Annotated in this window: 24 protein-coding genes and 1 pseudogene; 14 read left to right on the top strand and 11 right to left on the bottom strand. The window is 70.7% G+C overall.

Going from position 1 to position 24,692, the window contains the following annotated elements; translation table 11 throughout:
* Positions 1-58: 58 nt before the first annotated feature.
* Positions 59-484, bottom strand: coding sequence for an ATP-binding protein (locus CW359_RS40635; protein WP_105975271.1), 426 nt, complete (start codon positions 482-484; stop codon positions 59-61).
* Between the two features lie 201 nt (positions 485-685).
* Here CW359_RS40635 and CW359_RS40630 point away from each other — a divergent pair, with 201 nt between their 5' ends.
* From CW359_RS40630 to CW359_RS44935, 4 genes are read left to right on the top strand one after another with little or no spacing between them, the layout of a single operon-like run.
* Positions 686-1,567: a helix-turn-helix domain-containing protein gene (locus CW359_RS40630; RefSeq protein ID WP_105975270.1), complete on the top strand. Its 882-nt coding sequence runs from the start codon at positions 686-688 to the stop codon at positions 1,565-1,567.
* A gap of 4 nt (positions 1,568-1,571) precedes the next feature.
* Complete coding sequence (locus CW359_RS40625; protein ID WP_105975269.1) at positions 1,572-1,790, top strand: DUF397 domain-containing protein; 219 nt, start codon at positions 1,572-1,574, stop codon at positions 1,788-1,790.
* A gap of 3 nt (positions 1,791-1,793) precedes the next feature.
* Positions 1,794-1,979, top strand: a complete 186-nt coding sequence (locus CW359_RS40620) for a DUF397 domain-containing protein (protein ID WP_105975268.1) — start codon at positions 1,794-1,796, stop codon at positions 1,977-1,979.
* A 21-nt stretch (positions 1,980-2,000) separates the two neighbouring features.
* Entirely contained in the window at positions 2,001-2,468 is a 468-nt protein-coding gene (locus CW359_RS44935) for a DUF4279 domain-containing protein (RefSeq protein ID WP_107503126.1), read from the top strand.
* Here the strand turns inward: CW359_RS44935 and CW359_RS40615 are convergent.
* Positions 2,389-4,158, bottom strand: coding sequence for a TIGR03767 family metallophosphoesterase (locus CW359_RS40615; protein ID WP_105975267.1), 1,770 nt, complete (start codon positions 4,156-4,158; stop codon positions 2,389-2,391). The two genes, CW359_RS44935 and CW359_RS40615, sit on opposite strands and share 80 nt — an antisense overlap.
* A gap of 266 nt (positions 4,159-4,424) precedes the next feature.
* Complete coding sequence (locus CW359_RS40610) at positions 4,425-4,889, bottom strand: NUDIX hydrolase (RefSeq protein WP_105975266.1); 465 nt, start codon at positions 4,887-4,889, stop codon at positions 4,425-4,427.
* A gap of 270 nt (positions 4,890-5,159) precedes the next feature.
* Between CW359_RS40610 and CW359_RS40605 the strand changes: the two genes are divergently transcribed.
* On the top strand, positions 5,160-8,486 hold the full coding sequence (locus CW359_RS40605; RefSeq protein ID WP_105975265.1) for a S8 family serine peptidase: 3,327 nt from the start codon (positions 5,160-5,162) through the stop codon (positions 8,484-8,486).
* A 113-nt stretch (positions 8,487-8,599) separates the two neighbouring features.
* Here CW359_RS40605 and CW359_RS46960 read toward each other — a convergent pair whose 3' ends face one another.
* Complete coding sequence (locus tag CW359_RS46960) at positions 8,600-9,124, bottom strand: hypothetical protein (protein ID WP_232838818.1); 525 nt, start codon at positions 9,122-9,124, stop codon at positions 8,600-8,602.
* A complete protein-coding gene (locus CW359_RS40595; RefSeq protein ID WP_105975264.1) occupies positions 9,112-9,828 on the bottom strand; it encodes a hypothetical protein in 717 nt (238 codons plus the stop codon). The genes CW359_RS46960 and CW359_RS40595 overlap by 13 nt, the downstream gene beginning before the upstream one ends.
* Before the next feature lie 335 nt (positions 9,829-10,163).
* Here CW359_RS40595 and CW359_RS40590 point away from each other — a divergent pair, with 335 nt between their 5' ends.
* The 3 genes from CW359_RS40590 to CW359_RS40580 all read left to right on the top strand — a co-directional run bounded on the left by CW359_RS40590 (position 10,164) and on the right by CW359_RS40580 (position 11,974).
* Positions 10,164-11,144, top strand: a complete 981-nt coding sequence (locus CW359_RS40590; RefSeq protein WP_105975263.1) for a helix-turn-helix domain-containing protein — start codon at positions 10,164-10,166, stop codon at positions 11,142-11,144.
* A 111-nt stretch (positions 11,145-11,255) separates the two neighbouring features.
* Positions 11,256-11,615, top strand: coding sequence for a hypothetical protein (locus CW359_RS40585; RefSeq protein ID WP_105975262.1), 360 nt, complete (start codon positions 11,256-11,258; stop codon positions 11,613-11,615).
* 116 nt (positions 11,616-11,731) lie between these two features.
* Complete coding sequence (locus CW359_RS40580; RefSeq protein WP_105975261.1) at positions 11,732-11,974, top strand: hypothetical protein; 243 nt, start codon at positions 11,732-11,734, stop codon at positions 11,972-11,974.
* A 112-nt stretch (positions 11,975-12,086) separates the two neighbouring features.
* Here the strand turns inward: CW359_RS40580 and CW359_RS40575 are convergent, their stop codons facing one another.
* Both CW359_RS40575 and CW359_RS40570 read right to left on the bottom strand, forming a co-directional pair.
* Positions 12,087-12,977, bottom strand: a complete 891-nt coding sequence (locus CW359_RS40575) for a hypothetical protein (RefSeq protein WP_105975260.1) — start codon at positions 12,975-12,977, stop codon at positions 12,087-12,089.
* Positions 12,978-12,979: 2 nt separating this feature from the next.
* The gene (locus CW359_RS40570; protein ID WP_105975259.1) at positions 12,980-13,519 is read right to left on the bottom strand and encodes a sigma-70 family RNA polymerase sigma factor; all 540 of its coding nucleotides are present in this window, start codon (positions 13,517-13,519) and stop codon (positions 12,980-12,982) included.
* 312 nt (positions 13,520-13,831) lie between these two features.
* On the opposite strand from CW359_RS40570, the gene CW359_RS40565 reads away from it, so the two are divergent.
* The 4 genes from CW359_RS40565 to CW359_RS40550 all read left to right on the top strand — a co-directional run bounded on the left by CW359_RS40565 (position 13,832) and on the right by CW359_RS40550 (position 18,961).
* Complete coding sequence (locus tag CW359_RS40565; RefSeq protein ID WP_105975258.1) at positions 13,832-14,851, top strand: aspartate-semialdehyde dehydrogenase; 1,020 nt, start codon at positions 13,832-13,834, stop codon at positions 14,849-14,851.
* Between the two features lie 239 nt (positions 14,852-15,090).
* Positions 15,091-17,673 carry an aminopeptidase N gene (gene pepN, locus CW359_RS40560; protein ID WP_105975257.1) on the top strand — a complete coding sequence of 861 codons (2,583 nt, stop codon included), beginning with the start codon at positions 15,091-15,093 and terminating at the stop codon, positions 17,671-17,673.
* A 153-nt stretch (positions 17,674-17,826) separates the two neighbouring features.
* Positions 17,827-18,210, top strand: coding sequence for a peptidoglycan-binding domain-containing protein (locus tag CW359_RS40555; RefSeq protein WP_105975256.1), 384 nt, complete (start codon positions 17,827-17,829; stop codon positions 18,208-18,210).
* A 49-nt stretch (positions 18,211-18,259) separates the two neighbouring features.
* Positions 18,260-18,961 (top strand): peptidoglycan recognition protein family protein, encoded by a 702-nt coding sequence (locus CW359_RS40550; RefSeq protein WP_105975255.1) that lies wholly within the window; start codon positions 18,260-18,262, stop codon positions 18,959-18,961.
* A 31-nt stretch (positions 18,962-18,992) separates the two neighbouring features.
* Here CW359_RS40550 and CW359_RS40545 read toward each other — a convergent pair whose 3' ends face one another.
* Positions 18,993-19,919, bottom strand: coding sequence for an EamA family transporter (locus CW359_RS40545; protein ID WP_232838817.1), 927 nt, complete (start codon positions 19,917-19,919; stop codon positions 18,993-18,995).
* 152 nt (positions 19,920-20,071) lie between these two features.
* Here CW359_RS40545 and CW359_RS40540 point away from each other — a divergent pair, with 152 nt between their 5' ends.
* Complete coding sequence (locus CW359_RS40540) at positions 20,072-20,596, top strand: MarR family winged helix-turn-helix transcriptional regulator (protein WP_105975254.1); 525 nt, start codon at positions 20,072-20,074, stop codon at positions 20,594-20,596.
* A 54-nt stretch (positions 20,597-20,650) separates the two neighbouring features.
* Here the strand turns inward: CW359_RS40540 and CW359_RS40535 are convergent, their stop codons facing one another.
* The 3 genes from CW359_RS40535 to CW359_RS40525 form a co-directional block, all read right to left on the bottom strand.
* Positions 20,651-20,917 (bottom strand): hypothetical protein, encoded by a 267-nt coding sequence (locus tag CW359_RS40535; protein WP_105975291.1) that lies wholly within the window; start codon positions 20,915-20,917, stop codon positions 20,651-20,653.
* Between the two features lie 97 nt (positions 20,918-21,014).
* Positions 21,015-23,114, bottom strand: a complete 2,100-nt coding sequence (malQ, locus tag CW359_RS40530; protein ID WP_105975253.1) for a 4-alpha-glucanotransferase — start codon at positions 23,112-23,114, stop codon at positions 21,015-21,017.
* A complete protein-coding gene (locus CW359_RS40525; protein WP_408647577.1) occupies positions 23,115-23,363 on the bottom strand; it encodes a hypothetical protein in 249 nt (82 codons plus the stop codon).
* A 506-nt stretch (positions 23,364-23,869) separates the two neighbouring features.
* Between CW359_RS40525 and CW359_RS40520 the strand changes: the two are divergent.
* A pseudogene (locus tag CW359_RS40520) lies at positions 23,870-24,692 on the top strand (IS200/IS605 family accessory protein TnpB-related protein); the annotation flags it as partial.

Genomic DNA, 24,692 nt, shown 5'->3' with positions numbered 1-24,692 from the left:
GGGAGGGACCCGGCGGGCGGGCGTGAGGTTGCCCGGGGGCGGGACGGTTGAGCGCTTTTCAGTCTTTTGGCCCACTGAGCTGGGCACGGACGGTTTTGCCCACGCCGGCGCGCAGGAACCAGTCGAGAGAGTCGGCGAGTTGTTGTACGACGATCAGTCCGCGCCCTCGTTCACCGAGACTCCGGGGCCTGACCTCGGGGAACGTGGGGACGGGGTCGGAGACCTCGATGGTGAGGAGGTGGTCGTCCGCCTCTGCGATGCGCAGGCGCAGTTCATGGCCGGGGATTCTGCCGTGCACGACTGCGTTGGCGACGAGTTCGGAGGTGACCAGGACGGCGTCCTCGATGTCGCCGGGCCAGTTCCACATGGTGAGGCGGCGGTGGACGTGGAGGCGGGCGAGGCGGACGGTTCGTGGGGTCATGGGGTAGCCCAGGGTCCAGTTGTGCACGAGGAGGGCGGGGATGGGTTGGGGGAGGTCGAGCATGGGGGCACCTTTCGGCTTGGGTTGCCCAACCAAGGTGGCCTTACTTCCAGCCCACCTGCAATCGAAACCCGCTCGAATATTCAACGTGGTTGAAAGTGGAATATGCAGAGTTCTACGCAATCGACTGCGTGACGCGCACACAGGGTGCCAGACTCGCCGCACAGCGTGAGTAGCGCGCACAGGGACACAAGGACGGTGCACATGGCAGCCAAGCGCGGGCGGACGGGACAGCGACTCGAACTTGGGCTTCAGCTACGTCAGTTGCGCGAGAACTGCGGTCTCGGGGACCGAGGGGCAGGCTTCACACGCAAGCAGGCGATCCAGGGCACGCGTATCTCCGAGGCCGCGCTGCAGAGGATCGAGACCGGCTCCCTCAACTTCCGCAACGTGGGCGACCTTCGGAAGCTGCTGGACAGGTACGGCGTCACCGACGACGATGTCATTGAGGCGTTGATCAACCTCAACAAGGAGTCGGCCAACCAGGATTGGATCACGCAGTACCGAGGCGTGATGCCGGCCGGGATGCCCGGCTTCGTGGGCCTCGAACCGGAGGCCCACAATATGAGGGCGTACCACCCGACACTGGTGTACGGCCTGCTCCAGACGCAGGCGTATGCAGAAGCGCTGCACGAAGTGCACAAGCCCATGGAGGACACCACCTGGGAGTTCATCCGCAGAAGCGTGGAGGTGCGAATGAAGCGTCAGGAGGTGCTTACCCGCGAGGACCCGGTCAAGCTGCGTGTCGTCCTGGGGGAGGCCGCACTGCGGTATCCAGTCGGGGGCGCAGATGTGATGCGCGATCAGTTCGCGAAGATCGAGGAGTTGTCGGCCTTGGAGCACGTCTCGATCCAAGTCCTGCCATTCCGCTGGAGTTACCGCGCCACGGACGACTTCGCCATCCTCGACTTCGGCGACGAACTCCCCCCGAGGGTCCAGGTCGACAGTCCCTGGGGAGCGGTGTCCACCTCGGACAAGCCCCGCGAGGTCGACCGTTTCACCCGCCGCTTCGATGCGATGGTCGCGTCGGCGCTGCCTCCCGAGGACACCCCCGCTTTCCTGCACCAACTAGAACGAGAGCTGTAGATCCATGCCCACTCACCCGAACGCTTCCGTCCTCGCCGCCAACCAAGCCTGGCGCAAGTCGTCCTACAGCGACGGCAACGGCACCAACTGCGTCGAGACAACCGATCGCGCTCCGGCCGTCGACATCGCCGTCCGGGACTCCAAGAACCCCACCGGCCCGGCCCTGTTGCTCCCGGCAACCGCCTGGGCGGCATTCGTCACGCACCTCCACAAGGAGCTGTAGCCGATGCAGACTCGCCCCTCCACCTACGCCTGGTTCAAGTCCTCCTACAGCGATGCGGGCCAGAACTGCCTCGAAGCAGCCCCCCTCTCCCCCGCCCCCGGCATAGCGATCCGCGACTCCAAGAACCCCACCGGCCCCGCCCTCCACCTCACCCCCGCCACCTGGACCGCCTTCGTCGCGCACCTCTGAGGACGGGAGCCCTTCTTGTCGATGCCGAGCGGCAAGTGGTCCGCCGGGGCGTTGCGGATCAGTAGCCGGACGATCAGCGCGGACGACATCTCCGAGGTGTTGGGGATCGAGCCGCACCGCACAGCCCAACAAGGCTCCGTGTGGATCCGTACCAGCGGTCTGGGCAACGACCGTTGGCCCGACGAGCACATCGCCGCGCTCATCAGGCTGCTGGACGGACGTCATGACGCGCTCGGCCGACTCGCCGCCGACTGCGAGGTCGAACTGGTCCTCGGGTTCGGCAGCGAGGGCGGGCAGGGTGGGTGTGTGCTGCCCGCCGGGCTGTTGAAGGAGATCGGCCTGCTCGGGATCGATGTCGTGCTGGATCTTTATCCGCCGACGCCCGACGACGATCCCCTACCCCTCCTCCTCAACCCTTCTTCAACACCAACTCCACGTTCCGATCCCCCGCACCCCCCGAAAGATCCATCCGCGCCCCCGGCGCATTGAACGACAACTCCCGGTACAGCGCCGCCAGGCCCGTCTGGGACAGGTCCTCGTAGTCCGTTCTGTGCGGGGCCGCCGATTCGACCAGCGTCGTGAACAGGGAGATCGTGCCGTCCTTGTTGTCCGTCAGTTCGATCACTCGGGCCAGTTGGGGGAAGTCGATGTGCGAGGCCGTCGAGATCTCCCAGAACGATCGGCCGTCGGGGGCCGAGTGCGGGGTGATGACGTTGCGGTGGATGTGGCCGTTCACCCAGGCCAGGACGTTGCTGTGGCTGCCCAGGAGGGCCACCACGTCTCCGCCGTCGTGGCGGCGTTCGTTCGGGTGGGCCGGGTCGCGGTGGGTGTTCGTCATCGACTGGCTGGTGTGGTGGCTGAAGACGATCGCGTACGAGCCGTCCTTCGCGGTCTCCTTCAACGTCCGGTGCAGCCAGCGCAGTTGGGCCGCTCCGATCGAACCCTGGTAGTGGCCGCCGGGGTCGGTCGTGTCGATGCTGATGCCGATCACGTCGTCCGAGATGCGGAAGGTGTAGTACTGCGTGTCCGCGTCGAGGTTCGCCGTCGAGTAGCCGTGGCCTGCCGGGCCCACCCCCGCGTACGCCGGGTCCAGGTGCGCCTTCAGGTACTCCGCCCTTGTGAAGGGGGCCCTGTTCTCGTCCGGGGTGACCGAGCGCAGGTCCCGGGTGTGGGCCTGGATCAGTTCGCGGAAGCGGATGCCCCTCGGGTCGTCGGCGCTTCTGATCTCGTCCTGGAGGGCCTTGCTGCGGGCCTCCGGCAGATCCATCAGCTTCTTGCCGCCGACCGCGAAGTCCGTCAGGAACGGGTCGCTGTGCGAGGCGTAGCAGCCCAGCGGGAGGGAGTCGTGGTTGCCGACCGTCGAGTACCAGGGCAGGTTCAGGCCGGGGCTGCGGACCTCTCGTATCGCCGCCTCCAGGAAGCCCTCGATGTGCGGGAAGCCGTCCTGTTTGTCGCTGTCACGGGCGGGTGAGTCCGGCTGCCAGTAGAGGGGGATGTCGCTGTTCTGGACGCCCTCGTAGCGGCGCGGGTCGCCTGTGTTGGGTGTCAGGCGTCCGCCGCTCATCACCTTCATGAACCATTCCAGCTCGGACCGCGCGTTGTTGTCCGTGTTGTCGCCGGTCGTCATCACGAAGTGGAGCGGGGAGCCGGTCACCGGGGCTCCGCGCAGCGCGTTGATCCGTTCCACCAGCGACACGGCGCCCTGTACCGACAGCGCCTCGTGCGGGCGCCACGCGTGCCGGTCCGCCGAGCGCATGTACTCCAGGCGCAGCGGGTGCTGCACATCGGTCAGGTGCAGGTCCGTGAACTGGACGAACGCCGCCATCGTGGTCCGGCGGGCGGCTCGGGCGGCGTGCGCCGACGCCAGCTCCGTACGCACCACCCTCCCCCAGGCCGGGCCGTCACCCAGTCGGCGGTAGCCGCCCGCGCCGAGCGGTGCGGAGACCGAGTTGAGGGTGGTGCCCCGGGTGAAGGGGGCGAGCGCGGCCGGTGCCGCCTGGCGGGACACTGCCACCGGGCCCTCGGCGGCTGCGGATTCGGCCGTCGTGGCGGCCTGGCTGTCACTGGGCCGCAGCGCGTAGCCGACGCCCGCCGAGACGGACACCGCCCCGGCCGCGGCGAGTACCGTACGACGATTGATGCCCGGCGTGGAGCTGACGACAGAGCGTGTGCGCGACATGGCGCGGTCTCCCCGAGTGCGAACGCGTCGGAAGTGGTCGCGGGCGATCGCAGTCGCGAACGTCCCGCTCACTCTGGATGCTTGGCACTTGGCATGACCTGCGCGTGAACGAGGCTGCAACGCGCGACGCCGATCACCGTACGTGGATCTTGGGCCACCCGGCCCGTTCACGACCGCACGGCGAACGGCCCGGAGTCGGTCACTCCGTGTTCATCTGACGGGGTAACCCGTCCCCCACAGGGCCACCCGGCCGGCCTACCGACCGCTCAGCTCTTCGTGCCCGCCTTCTCCGCCCGGCCCGTGATCGGCCGCTCCAGCCAGAGTTCCAGGCCGATGTCCACCATCCGCGCCTTCGTCAGTTTCGCCAGTGCGCCCAGGTCGTGCCAGGCGGCCAGGTCGGTCGAGCCGTCGACCTCCGGGCGCAGCTCGCCGCCGGTGACCAGGCCCTCGTAGACCAGTGCCAGCCCCTGATGGTCCTTCGGACGGCGCAGTCGGCGGGTGAAGGTGCTGCGGCGGGAGTCGATGCCCAGCAGACCTGTCACGTCGATGCGGTAGCCCGTCTCCTCCAGCACTTCGCGGCGGACCGTGTCGTACGGGTCCTCGCCGTGCTCCATGCCACCGCCCGGCAGCACCCATTCGTGGCCGCCCCGGCCGTCCGGGCTGCGGGCGAGCAGTATCTGACCGTTGCGGACGACGACGGCGTAGGCCGCGACCCTCAGCGTTTCGCGCATACGGGGACGCTAGCGCGCGGGCCGGGAATGTTCCTGTGGATTACCCATGAAGCGACGCGATCCGTACTGCATCCGGCCAAAGCGCATCGCGGGTTTTCCCCACTCGTTCATATAGTTTCGGTCAACCATCCCCAAACATCCGTCCCTTACGTAAAGCTATGTGATCGTCCGGGGTCGTATTCCGGACGCTCTTAGTCAAGGTCGAGCAACTCGGCCACTGGACGCACGTTCCCTCACTTACGCACGCTCCTTTACCTACAAGGGATGCCGATGACCCTCACCCCCCAGCGCGAACCGATCTCGGGCGCGAGACGTGTGGCGCGCATAGCCGTGGCCGCCGGACTGGTGGCCGCTCTCTCCGCGGCCGGGCCCGTACCCATGGCCTTCTCCGCGGACACGGCGGCGGACAGCGCGGCGGACACCGCTCCGGCCGACGGTTCCGTCAAGTCGGCGTCGGACAAGCTCGGTTCGGACGACGCCCAGCTGCTCGCCGAGGCCAAGACCGACGGCACCAAGACCGTCACGATGATGATCGCCACCGCGCCGGGCCAGACCGAGCAGGTCGCCGAGCAGCTGGACGCGGTCCAGGGCGGCCTGGTCGGCCGTACCTACGACAAGCTCGGGTACGTCCGGGCCACCGTCCCGACGGCGAAGGCCGACTCGGCCATCGCCGCCGCCGTGAAGCTCTCCGCCGTGCACGGCATCGACCTGCGGCAGGACATTCCGCTGGACGACCCGGCGCCGGACGCATCCGCCACCGCCTCCACCGCCTCCCGGACGAGTGGCACCGCCACCTACCCGGCGCCCGGCAAGAAGACGCCCGCCGAGAACCCGTACAACCCGTCCTTCGAGACGGGTGCCGTCAGCTTCGTGGAGGACCACCCGAAGGCGGACGGCCGCGGTGTCACCATCGGCATCCTCGACTCCGGTGTCGACCTCGGGCACCCCGCGCTGCAGAAGACCACGACCGGCGAGCGCAAGATCGTGGACTGGGTGACGGCCACCGACCCGGTCACCGACCGGGACGGCACCTGGCTGCCGATGACCACCAAGGTGACCGGCCCCACGTTCACGGCCGGGGGCCGCACCTGGAAGGCCCCGGTGGGCACGTTCGGGTTCCGGCTCTTCGCCGAGTCCACCACCGCCGGCGGCGACATGGCCGGTGACCTCAACCGGGACGGCGACACGACCGACGTCTGGGGCGTGCTCTACGACCCGGCCGCCGGCACCGTCCGCGTCGACCTCGACAACGACGGCGACTTCACCGGGAACGAGGCGCTGAAGCCGTACAAGGACGGCTTCCAGATCGGCTACTTCGGTACGGACAACCCCGCCACCGAGATCGCCGAGCGCATCCCGTTCGTCGTCGAGATCCGCAAGGACGTCACCTACAACGCCGCCGGCGCCAAGACCGACTTCGTCAACATCGGTGTCATCGAGGGCCGGCACGGCACCCACGTCGCCGGTATCACGGCCGCCAACGGGCTCTTCGGCGGCGCCATGGACGGTGCCGCTCCCGGCGCCAAGATCGTCTCGTCCCGGGCCTGCACCTGGACCGGTGGCTGCACCAACATCGCGCTGACCGAGGGCATGATCGACCTCGTCACCGTGCGCGGCGTCGACATCGTCAACATGTCGATCGGCGGTCTGCCGCCGCTGAACGACGGCAACAACGCCCGCGCGGAGCTGTACACGCGGCTCATCGACCAGTACGGCGTCCAGCTGGTGATCTCCGCGGGCAACGACGGCCCGGGTACCAACACCATCGGCGACCCCGGCCTGGCCGACAAGGTCATCAGCGTCGGCGCCTCCATCTCCAAGGAGACCTGGGCGGCCAACTACGGCTCGGTCGTCGCGAAGAAGTACGCGATGCTGCCCTTCTCCTCCGCGGGACCGCGTGAGGACGGCGGCTTCGTCCCGACCCTGACCGCGCCCGGCGCGTCGATCAACACCATCCAGACCTGGGCCCCCGGCGCCCCGACCGCCGAGGCCGGCTACAGCCTCCCGGCCGGCTACGCCATGCTCCAGGGCACGTCGATGTCCTCGCCGCAGGCCGCCGGCGCGAGCGCGCTGCTGATCTCCGCCGCCAAGCAGCGGCACATCGCGCTCTCCCCGCTCACCCTGCGCACGGCGCTGACCAGCACCGCGCGGCAGATCAAGGGCGTCCCCGCACATGTGCAGGGTGCCGGTCTGATCCGCATCGTGCAGGCCTGGGACGCCATCAAGGACGGCGCCACCGCCCACGACTACACGGTCAAGGCACCGGTCGACACCGCGATCGACTTCGCGCTCAAGACGCCCGGCTTCGGCACCGGTCTCTACGACCGCGAGGGCGGCCTGAAGACCGGTCAGAAGAAGACGTACGACGTCACCATCACCCGTACCACCGGTCCGGACCGTCCGGTCCGCCACGAGCTGGACTGGCGGAACGACGACGGTACCTTCCGGCTGCTCGGCGACGACGACATCGTGCTGCCGCTGAACAAGCCCGTCACCGTCAAGGTCCAGGCCAAGGCGAAGACCGCCGGCGTGCACAGCGCCATCCTGGAGCTGGACGACGAGCGCACCGAGGGCACGGACAAGCAGATCCTGACCACCGTGGTGGTCTCGAGCCCGCTGGCCTCGCCCGCGTACTCCCTCTCCGACTCCGCGTCGGTGCAGCGCAACAGCTCCAAGTCGTACTTCGTGACGGTGCCCGAGGGCGCCAAGACGCTTGAGGTCGCCCTCGGCGGTCTCAAGACCGGCAGCCAGACGCGCTTCATCTCCCTGCACCCGTACGGGCTGCCCGTGGAGGACTCCTCCACGATCTACTGCTACTCGAACTACTCCAGCCCCAGCAGCCCCAACACGTGCCGTCCCGACCTGCGGACGTACACCGACCCGCTGCCCGGTGTCTGGGAGATCGAGGTCGAGTCGCGGCGTACGTCGCCGTTCCTCGACAACCCGTACAAGCTGGACGTCTCGGTGCTCGGTACGGTCTTCGACCCGGCCGTGCGGACCGTCGCCGAGGCGAAGGTCGGTACGCCGGTCACCGCCGACTGGACCGTGACCAACAACTTCGCCGCGCTGGCGGGCAAGCTGCAGGGCGGTTCGCTGGGCTCCGCGAAGCTGGCGACGCCGACCATCGGTCACCAGGAGACGCAGCAGAGCACGGTCGTCGTGCCCGCGGGCGTCGAGCGGTTCGACGTCTCCATCGGCAGCCCCTCCGACCAGGGCGCCGACCTCGACCTGACCGTTCTCAAGGACGGGGTCGTCGTCGGTCAGTCCGCGGACGGCGACTCGGAGGAGTCGGTCAGTCTCACCGAGCCCGCGGCCGGGACGTACACCGTCGTGGTCGACGGCTACTCCGTCCCGGCGGGCACGACGACGTTCTCCTACAAGGACGTCTACTTCTCCTCGGCGCTCGGCACGGTGCAGGTCGACACCTCCGCGACGGTCTCGATCGCCAGCGGTGCCTCCGCGAAGATCTCCGGCGATGTCGTCGCCCGGTCCGCGGGTCCTGAGGGCCGCCAGCTCTTCGGCGAGGTCCACCTGATCAACGGCCGTGGCACGGCTGCCGGAACCGGCACCGTCGTCATCGAGAAGGTCACCGGATAACACCGCGGAACACAGAGCGGCGGGGTGGGCACTCCCCTGTGGCGCCCACCCCACCGCCCCTCCCCGGCCGGTACCGCCCCCCGCGCGGTGCCGGCCGGTGTCCGTGATCGCGCTCACTGTCCGACGGACAGCGCCCAGCGCACTCCGGAACTGGCCGTCACCTGCACCACGGCGTCCGTCCGGGGATTCTTCAGGGCGATCTGGTTGTACGTGCTGCTGACCTCGCCGGCGACGCACTCCAGGGGGAAGCTCAGGCCCACCGGCCTCAGTTCCACCGTCAGCGTGCCCTTGCCCTGGCAGTTCACCGCGATGGACACCGGTCCGGACCGCAACCCGCCCAGCGGCAGCACCTGGCCGCCTCTGGCGTCCGCCACCGCCGCGAGCACCTTCCCGTCGACGACCTGCGGCGCCTTGGTCACCGTCTCGCCCTCGACGTGTTCCGCCCGCTGCGTGGTCGGCGACGGACTCGGCGGGTTCTCCGACGGGTCCGGGGACTCCGTGCTCCCGGCCGCCGTCGTACGCTCCGCGCCGGCGCTCCCCTTGTCGCCGCCCGTGCAACCGGCGCTCAACGCCACCGCCAGGCAGGCCACCGCGAGCACGGCGGCCCTGCCGGGGCGGCGGGTGCTCAGCCCTCCCACAGGTACCAGCCGACCTTCAGCGGCGTGTAGCTGGTGACGGTCTTCTTCGCCGAGACCTCGCAGTTGTCGTAGATGGTGTAGCTGGTACCGGTGTTCTTCAGCCGGAAGACCCCGTACTTGGCGTTGGTCGTCTTCTTGGACGGGGTGTCCACGCTGATGGAGTTGCCGAGCTTCGCGGTCATCGACGCCGACAGGTTCACCTCGTACTTGGCCTCGATCTTGGCGATCATCGCCTGGACACTGACCGTGAGGCCGGCCGTGACGCTGACACCGACCGTGCCGGAGACCTCCGAGGTGAACGTCGATCTGGCCGTGCGGGAGGTGTTGTTGTAGTTGGAGAGGGTCGGGCCGACACCCTTGTGGTACTGCGCGCCCTTGGTCGAGGGCGTGTAGATGTTGGCCCGGTCGCAGTAGGGCCGGTTGACGTCGTCACTGGACTTGGGCGGCTTCGGGGTGGGCAGCTCCAGGTCGTCGTCCAGATCGGTGCTCGGCGGCTGGGTGGCCTCCGCCTCGGGCACGTCGACGACGGCTTCCTCGGGTACGGCCGGCGGCGCCGTGCCCACCACTACCTCGTCGGCGGCCGGGTCGGTGTCGTCCGCGAAGGCGGCACCCGGCATCACGGAGGCCATCGCGGCGACCGCGGTGACCGTCACCGCGGCCCGGGCGGCTGTGCGCCAGACAGACGCGGGCTTGTTCCTGGACATGCTGAACTCCCTTTCGGAGATGGGGGATTGAAGTGAGGCGTCCCGGGAGGGCCGGCGGAATCCGCTCTCCGCTTCCCGGTGCACTCGACATTAGGGCCGCCCGGACGCCCGGTGAGCCCTCTCGTCTGGCACCCGGTGGCCATGGCCGCTGGCTGCCAGCCGGGCACCTCACCGGTCCCCGCCGGTTCTCCCCGGCCCTCCCTCAGCCCGCCCCCAGCTCGCCCCCAGCCCTCACTCGGCCCACCCCCGACCCTCCAGCCCCGAACAAAAGATCGGATAACGTCAGCTTGAGCGACTCGACCACCAGCCGTCACACACCGTCTTTCGGGGGCCCCATGCTGGAGACCATCGGCATCGACCGATCGACCCACGACGTCTACCGGGCCCTGCTGCTCCACCCGTCCTGGACGCTGGAGGAGGTCGGCCGGCAGACCGGGCTCACGTCCCCGGAGGTCCGCTCGGCGCTCGACCGGCTCACCCAGCTGTCCCTCCTGCACGAGGCCGCCGACCACCAGTTCGTCCCCGTCAGCCCCGAGGTCATCCTGTCGCCGCTGCTGCTGCGCAGAGAGGCCGAGCTGGACGAGCAACGGGCACGGCTGTCCCAGGACCGCGCCGCCCTGGCCACGCTCGCCTCCGAGTACGCGACCCTCGCCGCCCATCGCGGGGACAGCGGGGTGGAGCGCCTCGAAGGCCTCGACGCCGTACGGGTCCGGCTGATGGAACTGGCGCACCGGGCCACTTCCGAGGTGCGCACCTTCGTGCCCGGCGGTGCGCTCAGCGCCGCGGCACTGGAAGCGGGCCGGCCGCTGGACGAGCAGAACCTCACGCGCGGGGTACGGATGCGGACCGTCTACCTGGACAGCGTCCGCAACGACACCCCGACCGTCGAGTACGCCACCTGGCTGGCCGCCCAGGGCGGCGAGACCCGCACCGTCCCCGCGCTGCCCATGCGCATGATCCTCTGCGACAGCTCGGCGGCCGTGATCCCCATCGACGCCGACAACAGCAGACAGGGAGCCCTGCTCATCCGGTACCCCGGGATGGTCAGGGCGCTGGAGGAGCTGTTCGACCTGGTCTGGGAGAGCGCGGTGCCGCTGGGCACCGCGCCGCAGAGCTCCCCCGAGGACGCGCCGAGCGACCGGGAGGCCGCCCTGCTCAGGATGCTCGCGGCGGGCCTGACCGACGAGGGCATCGCCCGCAAGATGGGCATCTCCCTGCGCACGGTCCGCCGCAACACGGCCGAGCTGCAGAAACGCCTCGGCGTGCAGAGCCGGTTCCAGGCGGGCGCCGAGGCGGTACGGCGCGGCTGGCTGTGACCGTACCGGCACGCGGCCCGGCCTCTCGCTGCCTGGCCGCCCCCTGCCATGGCCGGGGGCTGACAGCTCGCGGCGCTGATCCGGCCCGGTGCGCTGCCTAGGGTCGGGCGCGTGTACGCAGTCAAGGTCGTTCTCCTGCCCTCCCCCGACACCGGCTTCTCCGACGGGCCCGGCCCACCCTCGGCGATGCCCGGTGACCAACGGCTCGACGTGATCGCCGAGTACACCCGGATCGCACCGCAGCCGGGCATCGCCCACGTCACGCTGACCAGGTGGGGCGGACGGCTGGTGGGCATGACCTTCGTCGAGGCCGCCGGTCTCGACGAAGCGGTGACGCGGGCCCGCTCCGGCTGGAGCCGCTGGCTGAGCCTCCCGGGACTGCTTCCGGGCTGGGCCCTCGGAGAATGCCGGGCCGACCGCTATCTGAGCGCCACCGCTCGGGCCCTGCCGACCGATGGACGGCTGGCATGACACTGCCATGTCCGCCTGAGGCCAGCCGAAACATCCTGACAGGGGGCACCGGCACCCTGGAGGATCGATCTCGGCACACGATCGTCAACCGGAACGAAGAATTGCAGAGGCAGAGAATGAGACGTATCACCGCACGAGCCGCACGGACCGCCCTCGGCAGTGCGGCAGCCCTCGCGACACTGGCGCTGCCGCTGGTGCTCGGCACCCTGCACACCGGGCCCGCGACCGGCACCTACTCCGTACAGGCCACGGAGACCACGCCCGACTCCGGCGTGGACGAGTTCGGCGACCCGATCGGCCCCAAGCCGAAGCCCGGCGACCCCACCGGCAGCTGGGTCTGGGACAAGCTCCACCCGTAGAGCCTGCCGCACGAGTTTGCAGGAAGACGTTTCGCCCGGTACGACGACCGGGGCGGGCGCTCGCCGAATCGGCGGGCGCCCTTCTCGCTCTCCGGGACGCGCCCCGCCCGCCTCACTCGCACGAGAGGGTGCGTGAGCGCGGCAACTCCGCCGTGATCCTGGCCCGTTGTACGGCGATCTCCCGCTCGTCGGTGGTCCAGATGTCGGGGGACGTCGCGTCGGTCAGGATGCCGACGAGGGCGTGGTCGCCCACGGCCGGCCGGGGGTCGGCCTCCCGGTCCATCACGAACGTCACCTCGGCCGGGCCCGTGTCCGGCTTGTAGTAGCGGGTCACGCGCAGGGTGACCCGCTCCTGGCCGGCGTCGGGTCCCGGCTCCACGGCGGTGACGTCGCCCTCGACGATCAGGCGTACGCAGGCCAGGTACGCGGGACTGCTCAGCGCGCCCGGGGTGCCTCCGGCGTCGACGCCCACGCCGCCGTCCGTGGTCGAGAGGCTCGGGTAGTCCGAGGCGTCCCCGTCCTTGGCACCCGCCTCACCGCTGTGCCGGTCCGCCGCGGTGGACGACGACGCGTCGTCGGTGCCGACCGAGGCGTGCGTCACCAGCCAGCCCGCGCCGCTGATCAGGGCCCCGGCCGCGGCCACGGCGGCGACGCCGAGACCGACGGCACGCAGCCTGCGTACGGCGGTCCGCTCCCGCAGGGGAACCAGACGCCGTACCTCGGTCGTTGCCCTTGCGGCGGCCTGCGCCGCCGGGTGGTCAGCCGGGTGGTCCGCCGGATGTTCCACGGTGTGCTCGGGGGCCAGGGTCTCGCCGAGGAGGGTCAACTGCTCGCGCAGCAGCGCCACATCGGCCTTCGCGGACCGGTGCTCGGCCATGAAGTCGGCGTCGGCGCGGGCGTGCGCGGGCAGGGGCTCGTCGGTGATCGCCGCCAGCAGGGCGTCGAGGCCGCCCGGGCCGTCGTACGCGTCGTGGGCGTCGTAGGTGTCCCTCTCGGGGGGCATGGTCACACCACCTCGTCCTCGTGCAGGCGGGCGCGCAGTGCCCGTACCGCCGTGTGCAGCCTGCTCTTGACGGTGCCCTCCGGGATGCCCAGTTCCTCGGCTATCCCGCGCACCGGCAGGTCGGCGTAGAAGCGCAGCACCAGTACCTGGCGCTGCGGGTCGGGCAGGTCGTCCAGGCCCCGGGCGACGGCGAGGGAGAGCAGGCTCGTCTCCTCGCCGGAGGGGTGGGCGACCGGCTGGCGCAGGGAGGCGAGCCGCTCCCCCAGCCGTTCCTGGCGGCGCTTGGCCCGGTGCCAGTCCATGGCGAGGTTGGACGCCACGACCGCCGCCCACGCCGAGACGTCACGCGGCGCCTCCCGTCCGCTCGCGGTCCGCTCCAGCAGCCGCAGCCGTACCTGCTGTACCCCGTCCAGCAGGTCCGCCTGCGGCACGCCGCCGAGCGCGAGCACCGCCCGGACGCGGCGCTCCTGCACCGGGTCCAGCGGATCGCCGTGGTCGCCCTCCCGGAATTCACCGACGCGCCGGGCCTTTCTGCGCAGCACAGCACCCTCCCCCTCGCCGCGTTTCTCCTACGACGCCGAGGGCGCCCGAAACGTTCGGCGCGGCGGAAAATTTTTCTGAGGCGTGTTTCAGAGGTGTACGTCACATCGCCGGGCCGGGCAGCACAGCTTGCGGCACGAGCCCCGAGCGGGACGAATATCTCCAGGTCAGCGGGGTACGCACCGCAGTTCCACCACCGATGACCGCCGAGGCGCGTCCCACACCCCGGGCATGACACGCAAAGAATTGGACAGGCTGGCCGGGGTCGGCCGCATGATGGAAAAAGCCGCACGCATGCAACAGAAGGAGTCGTCGTGAGGGTCGGAATCGTCGGGGCCACCGGTCAGGTCGGCACGGTCATGCGCAGGATCCTCGTGGAACGCGAGTTCCCGGTGGAGGAACTGCGCCTGTTCGCCTCCGCCCGCTCGGCGGGCTCGGTCCTCGACGGCGTGACGGTGGAGGACGCGGCGACGGCCGACTACACCGGCCTCGACATCGTGCTTTTCTCGGCGGGCGGCGCGACCTCGAAGGCGCTGGCCGAGAAGGTCGCCGCGCAGGGCGCGGTCGTGATCGACAACTCCTCGGCGTGGCGCCGGGACCCGGAGGTCCCCCTGGTCGTCTCCGAAGTGAACCCGCACGCGATCGCGGACCGCCCCAAGGGCATCATCGCCAACCCGAACTGCACGACGATGGCCGCGATGCCGGCGCTGCGTCCGCTGCACGCGGAGGCGGGGCTGGAGGCGCTGGTCGTCGCGACGTACCAGGCGGTGTCCGGGTCCGGGGTGGCGGGCGTGGCGGAGCTGCACGGGCAGGCGCAGAAGGTGGTCGCCGACGCGGAGAAGCTGACGCACGACGGTTCGGCGGTCGACTTCCCCGAGCCGCAGGTCTACCAGCGCCCGATCGCGTTCAACGTCGTACCGCTGGCGGGCAGTGTGGTGGACGACGGTTCGTTCGAGACGGACGAGGAGCAGAAGCTCCGCAACGAGTCCCGCAAGATCCTGGAGATCCCGGAACTGAAGGTGTCGGGCACCTGCGTCCGGGTCCCGGTCTTCTCGGGCCACTCGCTCCAGGTGAACGCGCGGTTCGCGCGCCCGCTGTCGGTGGAGCGGGCGACGGAGCTGCTGTCCCAGGCGCCGGGTGTCGTGCTGTCGGACATCCCGACCCCCCTCCAGGCGGCGGGCCAGGACCCGTCCTTCGTGGGCCGCATCCGCGTGGACGAGACGTCGGAGAACGGCCTGGCCTTCTTCGTCTCGAACGACAACCTGCGGAAGGGCGCCGCGCTGAACGCGGTACAGATCGCGGAGCTGGTGGCGGCGGAGCTGGGCGCGAAGTAACGGGGGTTTCCTCGCCCCCGCCGCCCCTACCCGTCCCGTCCCTGGGGGCGCAGCCCCCAGGGACGGAGAACGAGGAACGGGGAACCAACTCGCCCCCCGCATCGTCAGCACAACGCACCCTTTTCAAGATCGGTGGCCCCATGCCGTCCCACCCCGCCCACCGGCGGGTTCCGGACATCGCATCGGCCACGGGTCCCATGGAAGGATGGCGCAACCCACACATACGAGGAGATGACCGCGTGCCTGGCACAAACCTGACCCGCGAAGAGGCGCAAGCGCGGGCGAAGCTGCTCACCGTTGACTCGTACGAGGTCGAACTCGACCTCTCCGGCGCGCAGGAGGGCGGCACCTACAGGTCCGTGACCACGGTGCGCTTCGACTCCGCCGAGAACGGCGCGGAGTCCTTCATCGACCTGGTGGCCCCGGCCGTCCACGAGGTCACGCTCAACGGCGACTCCCTCGACCCCGACGAGGTCTTCAAGGACTCGCGGATCGCCCTGCCGGGACTGCTCGCCGGTCGCAACGTCCTCCGTGTCGTCGCCGACGCCGCCTACACCAACACCGGTGAGGGCCTGCACCGGTTCGTCGACCCCGTCGACCAGCAGGCGTACCTCTACACCCAGTTCGAGGTCCCGGACGCCCGCCGCGTGTTCGCCTCGTTCGAGCAGCCCGACCTCAAGGCGACCTTCCAGTTCACGGTGACCGCGCCGTCCGGCTGGACCGTCATCTCCAACTCGCCGACACCCGAGCCCAAGGACGACGTCTGGCGCTTCGAGCCGACGCCGCGCATCTCGACGTACATCACCGCGCTCATCGTCGGGCCGTACCACTCGGTCCACAGCGTGTACGAGGCCGACGGCCAGACAGTCCCCCTCGGTATCTACTGCCGGCCCTCGCTCGCCGAGTTCCTCGACTCCGACGCCATCTTCGAGGTCACCCGGCAGGGCTTCTCCTGGTTCCAGGAGAAGTTCGACTACCAGTACCCCTTCAAGAAGTACGACCAGCTGTTCGTACCGGAGTTCAACGCCGGCGCCATGGAGAACGCGGGCGCGGTCACCATCCGCGACCAGTACGTGTTCCGGTCCAAGGTGACCGACGCCGCCTACGAGGTGCGCGCCGAGACGATCCTGCACGAGCTGGCGCACATGTGGTTCGGCGACCTCGTCACCATGGAGTGGTGGAACGACCTGTGGCTGAACGAGTCGTTCGCCACCTACACCTCCATCGCCTGCCAGGCGTACGCCCCCGGCTCGCGCTGGCCGCACTCCTGGACCACCTTCGCCAACTCCATGAAGACGTGGGCCTACCGCCAGGACCAACTGCCGTCCACCCACCCGATCATGGCCGAGATCCGCGACCTCGACGATGTCCTGGTCAACTTCGACGGCATCACGTACGCCAAGGGCGCCTCCGTACTGAAGCAGCTCGTCGCGTACGTCGGCATGGACGCGTTCTTCGCGGGCGTGCAGGCCTATTTCAAGCAGCACGCGTACGGCAACACGCGGCTCAGCGACCTGCTCGGCGCGCTGGAGGAGACCTCCGGGCGCGACCTGAAGGCCTGGTCGAACTCGTGGCTGGAGACGGCCGGCATCAACATCCTCCGCCCCGAGATCGAGACGGACGCGAACGGGGTCATCACCTCCTTCGCCATCCGCCAGGAGGCGCCCGCGCTGCCCGCCGGTGCCAAGGGCGAGCCGACTCTCCGGCCGCACCGGATCGCCGTCGGCCTGTACGACCTCGACGACGACAGCGGCAAGCTGCTGCGCGACGACGAGAGCGGGCGTATCGAGCTGGACGTCGACGGCGAGCTGACGGCCGTACCGCAGCTGGTCGGCAGGCGCCGTCCGGCCGTGATCCTGCTCAACGACGACGACCTCTCCTACTCCAAGGTCCGCCTCGACGACGAGTCGCTCGCCTTCGTCACCGAGCACCTCGGCGACTTCGAGGCGTCCCTCCCGCGCGCGCTGTGCTGGGCCTCCGCCTGGGACATGACCCGCGACGCCGAACTCGCCACGCACGACTACCTCTCCCTCGTCCTGTCGGGCATCGGCAAGGAGTCGGACATCGGCGTCGTGCAGTCGCTCCAGCGGCAGGTGAAGCTGGCGATCGACCTGTACGCCGACCCGGCCGCCCGCGAGGCCCTGCTGACCCGCTGGACGGACGCCACGCTGGCCCACCTGCGGGCGGCCGAGGCGGGCTCCGACCACCAGCTGGCCTGGGCGCGCGCGTTCGCGGCCACGGCCCGTACGCCGGAGCAGCTGGACCTCCTCGACGCCCTGCTCGAAGGCACGCAGACGATCGAGGGCCTGGCCGTCGACACCGAGCTGCGCTGGTCGTTCGTGCAGCGGCTGGCGGCCGTCGGGCGGTTCGACGAGGACGAGATCGCGGGCGAGTACGAGCGCGACAAGACCGCCGCCGGTGAGCGGCACGCGGCGACCGCGCGGGCGGCCCGTCCGACAGCGGAGGCCAAGGCGGAGGCGTGGGCGTCGGTCATCGAGTCCGACAAGCTGCCGAACGCCGTGCAGGAGGCGGTGATCGGGGGCTTCGTGCAGACCGACCAGCGCGAGCTGCTTGAGCCGTACACCGACAAGTACTTCGCGGTGGTCAAGGAGGTCTGGGACTCGCGTTCGCACGAGATCGCCCAGCAGATCGCCGTCGGCTTCTACCCGGCGATCCAGGTCTCCCAGGACACCCTGGCGAAGACGGACGCCTGGCTGGCCGCCGCCGAGCCGAACGCCGCGCTGCGTCGGCTCGTCTCGGAGTCCCGCTCGGGCATCGAGCGCGCGCTGAGGGCACAGGCGGCGGACGCGGCTGCGTCCTAGCCCCCTGGCCGACTGGCCCCCCTTGGGTGCTGTTTCAGCCGAACGGCGCGTCCCGGTCCGCCGGAGCGCGCCGTTCGGCGTACCAGGAGCCCTAGCTTTCCCTATGATCTGACCGCCCTGTACCGGTCGGTCACTCACCCTGGGGAAGGCATCATGCGCACCCGTGTCCACCGCTCGGCCCTGGTCCACGCAGTCGTGTCACTGGCCGCAGGAGGCGCACTGCTCCTCGGCACCCCTCCGGCGAACGCCGCAGCAACCGTGGCCGCCGAGTCCAACTGCAACTACATCGACGACGCAGCGCGACCGACGGTCAACCCGGGCAGCACAGGTGACGCGGTCCGCCAGGTGCAGTGCCTGATCAACTACTACAGCGGCTACCCCAACTGGCTGGAGGAGGACGGGAGTTACGGCTCCCGCACGCTGGCGGGCGTCCAGTGGGTGCAGACCTGCAACGGGACGGCCGGCGGCGCGGACGGCATAGTCGGCCCCAGCACCTGGCCCCGGCTGTACACACCCATGGACGCCTGCGCCATCTAGCCACGTCCGGCGGCCCGCCAGAACCTGACAGCGAGCAGGAGGAACCCCCATGGCCCCGTTGCCCCGACGAACGTTACTGACCGCCCTCGGCGCAGGCGCCGCGTCGCTCGCGCTGCCCGTCGCCCCCGCGTCCGCGGAGTCCGCCGCGTACACCCTGCTGTCGCGCGCCGACTGGGGCGCGGACGAGAGCCTGCGATTCGCCGCCGACGGCACGGAGTTGTGGCCTTCCGCCTACTACCCGGTCCAGACGCTCGTCGTCCACCACACCGCCGACGGCAGCAGCGACCCGGACTCCGCCGCCGTGGTCCGCGCCATCTACCGTACGGCGGCGGCCAGTTACGGCGACATGGGCTACAACTACCTGATCGACAAGGACGGTCTGGTGTACGAGGGCCGCTGGTCCGGCACCGACGGCACCCCCGCACACGACGCCTCGGGCCTGATGGTCACCGGCGCGCACGTGGCGGGGTACAACTCCGGAAACCTCGGCATCGCCCTGCTCGGCACCCTGACGACCACACCCCCGACGTCCGCCGCCCGCACCGCCCTGGTCCAACTCCTGGCCGACCTCGCGTCCCGCCACACGCTGGCCCCCTTGGGAAAGGTCGTCTACGTCAACCCGGTGAGCGGGGTCAGCAGACCGGCACCGGTCATAGGCGGCCACCGCCACTGGGCGTCCACGGAGTGCCCGGGCACGGTGTACACGGCCATGCCATCAATCCGCGACGAGGTCGCCGCCCTGCTGGCTTGAACGCCGGCTCGCCTACCCCCTCCCCCTCCCCTCACAGGCGCGCCGCCCGCAAAGGCGCCCCGCCCTTCGCCCCCGTTGCCGCGGCGGCCGTACCGGACGCCACCCCCACCACCCGCCCCCGTACCCCCAGCTGTCCCGCCACCGTCGCCCCGAACGCCAGCCCCATGCCGACCAGTTGGACCGGCGTGAGGGCCTGGCCCAGGGCTGCCCAGCCGACGATCGCGGCGGTCAGGGGGGAGAGGGGGCCCAGGAAGGTGACCTGGGTCGCGGTGAGGCGGCCGATGCCGCGGAACCAGAGCCAGTACGCCACCGCCGTGTTCGCCAGCGCCAGGTAGAGGTACCCGGCGACCGCCCGGCCGTCCAGCGCGGGCGGGGCGCCCTCGATCAGGAGGGCGAGGGGTGCGATGAGCAGGCCGCCTGCCGTCAGCTGCCAGCCGGTGAGGGCCAGCGGGCCCACGCCCTCCGGGCGGCCCCAGCGCTTCGTCAGTACCGTCCCCGTCGACATCGACGCCGTGGAGGCGAGGGCGGCCAGCACGCCGACCGCGTCCAGCGCCCCGGCCGCCTTCAGCACGACCAGACTGACGCCGAGCGCCGCCGCGACCCCGGTCAGCAGGGTCCGTACGGTCGGCCGCTCGCCCAGGAACACCGTCGCGAGCCCGGCGACGAACAGCGGGCCGACCGAGCCGACGACCGCCGCCATCCCGCCCGGGAGCCGGTACGCGGACAGGAACAGCAGCGGGAAGAAGGCGCCGATGTTGAGCGCGCCCAGGACCGCCGCCTTCCACCACCACGCGCCGCGCGGCAGCACCCGGGTCAACGCGAGCAGGAAGAGACCGGCGGGGAGGGCGCGCAGCAGGCCGGTGAAGAGGGGGCGGTCGGGCGGCAGGAACTCGGTCGCGACGGCGTACGTGGTGCCCCAGGAGATGGGGGCCAGGGCGGTGAGGAGTATGACGCGCATGACGGCGCACCCTTCGAGTAGGTCAGCAATAAGTAGCTTAGCGCTAAGCAACTTGCCGTCAAGCCACTTAGCATTGATCTACTTGCCGTCCATCTACTTGCCGTCGGGCTACTTTCTTGCGGGTGACCTTCCGAGGGCCGGATAATCGGCGCATGAGCGCAGAACCGCCCCCGCAGCGCACGGACCCCGTCGACGCGATCATCGACCAGTGGGCGGCGGTGCGCCCCGACCTCGACACCGCCGCGATGGAGGTCTTCGGCCGTATCTACCGGCTCGCGCGCGCGATGGGCGACCGGACGGAGAAGGCGTACGCGCGGTTCGGGATCGGACGTGGCGAGTTCGACGTGCTGGCGACCCTGCGCCGGGCCGGTGAGCCGTACACGCTCTCGCCGCGTCAGCTGTCGTCGACGCTGATGCTCACCACCGGCGGGATGACCGGCCGGCTGGACAAGCTGGAGCGGGCCGGGCTGGTCCGCCGTTCCCCGGACCCGCACGACCGGCGCGGCCTCCAGGTCACCCTCACGGAGGAGGGACTGACCCGCGTCGACGAGGCGGTCGGCGTCGGCCTGGCCGCCCAGACGGAGGCCCTGGCCGCCCTGGACACCGAAAAGGCCGACCAACTGGCCGGCCTTCTGCGGGAACTGCTGACAGCGGCGGAGGGCCCGCGGCAGCCATAGAGAACAGCACCCTCAGAACGATCAGAGGGAGAGTTCAAAGGTAGGGAGAGGACGTCAGGCCTTGGCGGGCTTGCCGGGCTTGGCGGCCTTCGGGGCGCGGTCCGAGGACTTGTCCAGGACCATCACCAGGCCCGCGATGACCGCGAACAGGGCGATCGGGGCGACGACGTAGAGACCCAGCGTGTCGATGACGCTCAGGCCGTGGCCTGGGTCGTCACCGTCGTCGCGGGTGAGCGCGAGCGCGGGAGACGTCATGAGCAGCATCATCAGCGTCGTACCGGCGACCAGTGCACCGGCGCGCAGGGCGTTCTTGTTGTCCACGGTGCAAAAGTAGCGAACGCCCGGCGGGGCCGCGCGCCCGGGGTGCCCGTACGAGGCGATCGGGGCGTCCGGCAAGGCCCCGGACGCCCGCCGCGGCTCAGGGGGCACCCTCCCTGAGCACCTCCATCAGCGCCCGAAGCCGTGCCGACCCCGCCAGCTCCTCCAGCGTCACCGGCCTGCCCTCCGCGTCGGCGATGGGCAGCCGCCAGTTCGGGTACTGGTCCCACGTGCCCGGCAGGTTCTGCGGGCGGCGGTCGCCGACGCCGTCCGGGAGCCAGACGCCGATCATGCGGGCCGGGGTGCGCAGCAGATAGCGGTGGACGGCCTGGATCTCGGCCTCCTCCGCCTCCCCCGAGTGCCCGCCGCTGCAGCCCTTCAGCAGGCCGAGACGGGAGAGCAGGGTCAGCCACTCGCCGGTGTCGGCGGACGCGGCGGCCCGCTCCTCCGCCACCGGGTTGGTCAACAGGCCGAGCCGGTCGCGGAGTTCGACGTGGTCGCCGGAGAGACGGGCGGCGGTGGGCGGCAGGTCGTGGGTGGTGGCGGTGGCCAGGCAGTCGGCACGCCAGCGGTCCGGGGACAGCGGCCGTCCGTCACCGTCCCAGTCCCGCTCGAACCACAGCACGGACGTACCGAGCACCCCGCGCTCGTGCAGCGTCTCCCGCACCCCCGGCTCGACGGTCCCCAGATCCTCGCCGATCACGATCGCCCCGGCCCGCGAGGCCTCCAGCGCGAGCACGGCGAGCATGGCCTCGGCGTCGTACCGTACGTACGCGCCCTCCGTGGGCGCCTGCCCCTGCGGCACCCACCAGAGCCGGAACAGGCCCATGACGTGGTCGATGCGCAGGGCGCCCGCGTAGCCGAAGAGGGCGCGCAGGAGCTGGCGGTACGGGGTGTAGCCGGACTCGGCGAGGCGGTCGGGTCGCCAGGGCGGCAGGCCCCAGTCCTGGCCGCGCGCGTTGAAGGCGTCCGGGGGTGCCCCGACCGACATGCCGGCCGCGAAGTACTCCTGCTGCGCCCAGGCGTCGGCGCCGCCGGGATGCACGCCGACGGCGAGGTCGTGCACGATCCCGACCGGCATGCCCGCGTCGCGGGCGGCCCGCTGGGCGTCGGCGAGCTGGGTGTCGGTGAGCCAGGCGAGGTGGCAGTGGAAGTCGATCCGGTCCATCAACTCGCCCCGGGCGCGGGCGGTTTCGGCGGACCGGGGGTCCTGGAGACCGGCCGGCCAGCGGGACCAGTCCGAGCCGTGCGTCTCGGCGAGCGCGCACCAGGTGGCGTGGTCCTCCAGCGCCGCACCGGCACGCGCGAGGAAGTCGGCGTACTCGGCCTGCCGCCCGGGCCCGAGCGGCACGGCGCAGACCGACTGCAGTGCCTCGCGCTTGAGTTCCCACACGGCGTCCCGGTCGATCAACTCGCCCTTGTCCAGCACCGCTTCCCGCAGCCGCCGGGCCCGCTCCAGCAGCCCGCGCACCTGTTCACCGTCCCCTCCGAGGTACGCGTACTCGGGGATGCTCTCGACCCGCAGGTGCACGGGGTCGGGGAAGCGGCGGGAGGAGGGGCGGTAGGGGGAGGGGTCGGTGGGCGCCCCGGGTACGGCGGCGTGCAAGGGATTGACCTGCACGAACCCTGCCCCCAACGCCCGCCCGGCCCAGGCGCTCAGCTCGGCGAGATCGCCCAGGTCGCCCATGCCCCAGGAGCGCCGGGAGAGGAGCGAGTAGAGCTGGACGAGGAGGCCGTACGAGCGTCCGGTGGGCGTGGGCAGCCGGGCGGGGGCGACGACGAGGTGGGCGCGGGCGGTGCGGCCGTCGGGTGCGAAGGCGTCCAACTCGTGTACACCGGGGGCGAGTCGGTCGACGGAGTCGCAGGTCTCGCCCTGTTCGGTGCGGATGCTGAGCCGGGTGCCCTCGGGCAGTGCGGCCAGCGCGGTCGCCGTGCCGTCGGCGCCGCACACGACCGTCGGCGGCAGCAGGCGGGCCGCCAGTTCCCGCTCGCGGGCGGCGAGGGCGGCCATGACCGCGTCCGGGGTGCCCGCGTCGACGCCGAGCGCGGCCAGGACGGCGACGAGGGCGGAGTCGGAGGCGGCGACCGTACGGTCCGGGGAGGGCTGGAAGGCGGGGGCGACACCGTGCAGCTCGGCGAGCCGGGCGAGCGCGAGCCGCTCCTCGGGGAGCCCCTCCAGGGACCCGGCGGGTGCGGACATCTACAGCCCCGCGAGGTCCGAGAGCGCCGGCACCGGCCCCTCGTACAGGCCCGTGGGGTCCGCCTCGGCGTCGGCGTGCTCGCTCGTCATCGCCTCGGCGTCGGCGAGCGGGGGCTCGCTGGTGAGCGGCTCGGCGGCGGGCAGCGGCGGCTCACTGGTGAGCGGCGCCTCGGCATCCACGCTCTCTGCGCTGAAGATGTAGGCCGGTACGGCCACGGAGGCCTCCTTGTTGGCGGGTTTCCTTCGCAGGCCTACCCAGCGGGCGGAACGGCAGACGTGTACGAACGGACGAACCACGGCGCCGAAGCTCACATTCCGCGGTTCTTCCGCCGCTCGCACGACGAAATCCCCCACCTTCCACTATTCGCTCAGTACATGCAGTGACCACATGCAGTGACCACATGCAGTGACCACGCTACTGGTCCCGCCAGCCGTGTACGTAGCCTGCTTCCCGGCCGCTGCCACCGCACTGCCGCTGCCGCGCGTCCGGCGGAGCCACGGTACCCGCGAGCGGCCAGGCATGAGTGATCAGGCCCCGAGGAACAGGGGTTTGGAGCTGCCGTCACTGGAGTGTCAAGAGCGTTCTGGTGAGTGGGAGCGAGTACTGCCGGCCCGTGTCATGCCATGGCCTTGGCTGTGAGGTCGGTTTCGGTGGGGAACTGACGTTCCCTCGTCGAATGCGTGACCTTAGCGGGTGGTGCTCGTTTCTCATGACGGCGGAATCTTCGGGCGGCATCGAGTAGGGGGTCACAGGGGTGGGTGAGCTGCGGAGTGTGGCGGCGTCGTTCGTCGCGTCCCGTCCCACTGGTGTGGCCGTCCGGACCCGTCTCAAAGAGCTGACGCCGGGCGATGAGAAGGTGCTGCGCCTGATGGGTGCGCATCTGGGGTCGTTGGCTTCGAAGGATCTCAGGACGCGCTGCCGGGACGGCCTGGAGCACTCCGCCGAAACGTGGGCGGTGCGGAAGCGGGAGCTGACGCCACTCTCGTCGTCGCGGTGGGCCGGATCCATCACCAAAGCCACGCACGACCAGTGGGCACTGGCCCGCCGCTGCCAGTCGGCACACCTCCAGAACCTGGAAGCCGGTATCCGCACCATCGAGCACCGGCTATCCCTGCCGGTCAGGCAGAAGGGAACCAAGAAGGCGCCCGGGGGTTACCGGTCCCGGCGGGAGTGGCATGCGAAGTCGAGGCGGCTACGGGTGCTTGAGGACCGGCTGGCTGCCGCGCGGGCCGACCGCGAGGCCGGCACCGTGCACGTCGTACGCGGCGGCAAGCGGCTGGCCCGTGCCCGGCATCACCTGGACTCGGCCCAGCTCACGGAGTCGGAGTGGCGTGAGCGGTGGGAGGCGGAGCGCTGGTTCTGTCAGGCGGACGGCGAGTCCGGCAAGCGCTACGGCAATGAGACGATCCGGATCAGCCCGGATGGTGAGGTGAGCCTCAAACTCCCGGCCCCGCTCGCGCATCTGGCGAACGCCCCGCACGGCCGGTACGTGCTGGCCTGCCGGGTCGCGTTCGCGCACCGGGGCACCGAGTGGGCCGACCGCGTCGCGGCCAACCGGGCCGTGGCCTACCGCATCC

The sequence above is a fragment of the Streptomyces geranii genome, from assembly GCF_002954775.1.
Lineage (GTDB): Bacteria > Actinomycetota > Actinomycetes > Streptomycetales > Streptomycetaceae > Streptomyces > Streptomyces geranii.
The sequence above is the reverse complement of the archived record's forward strand: the minus strand, read 5'-3'. Positions and strand labels throughout refer to the sequence as shown.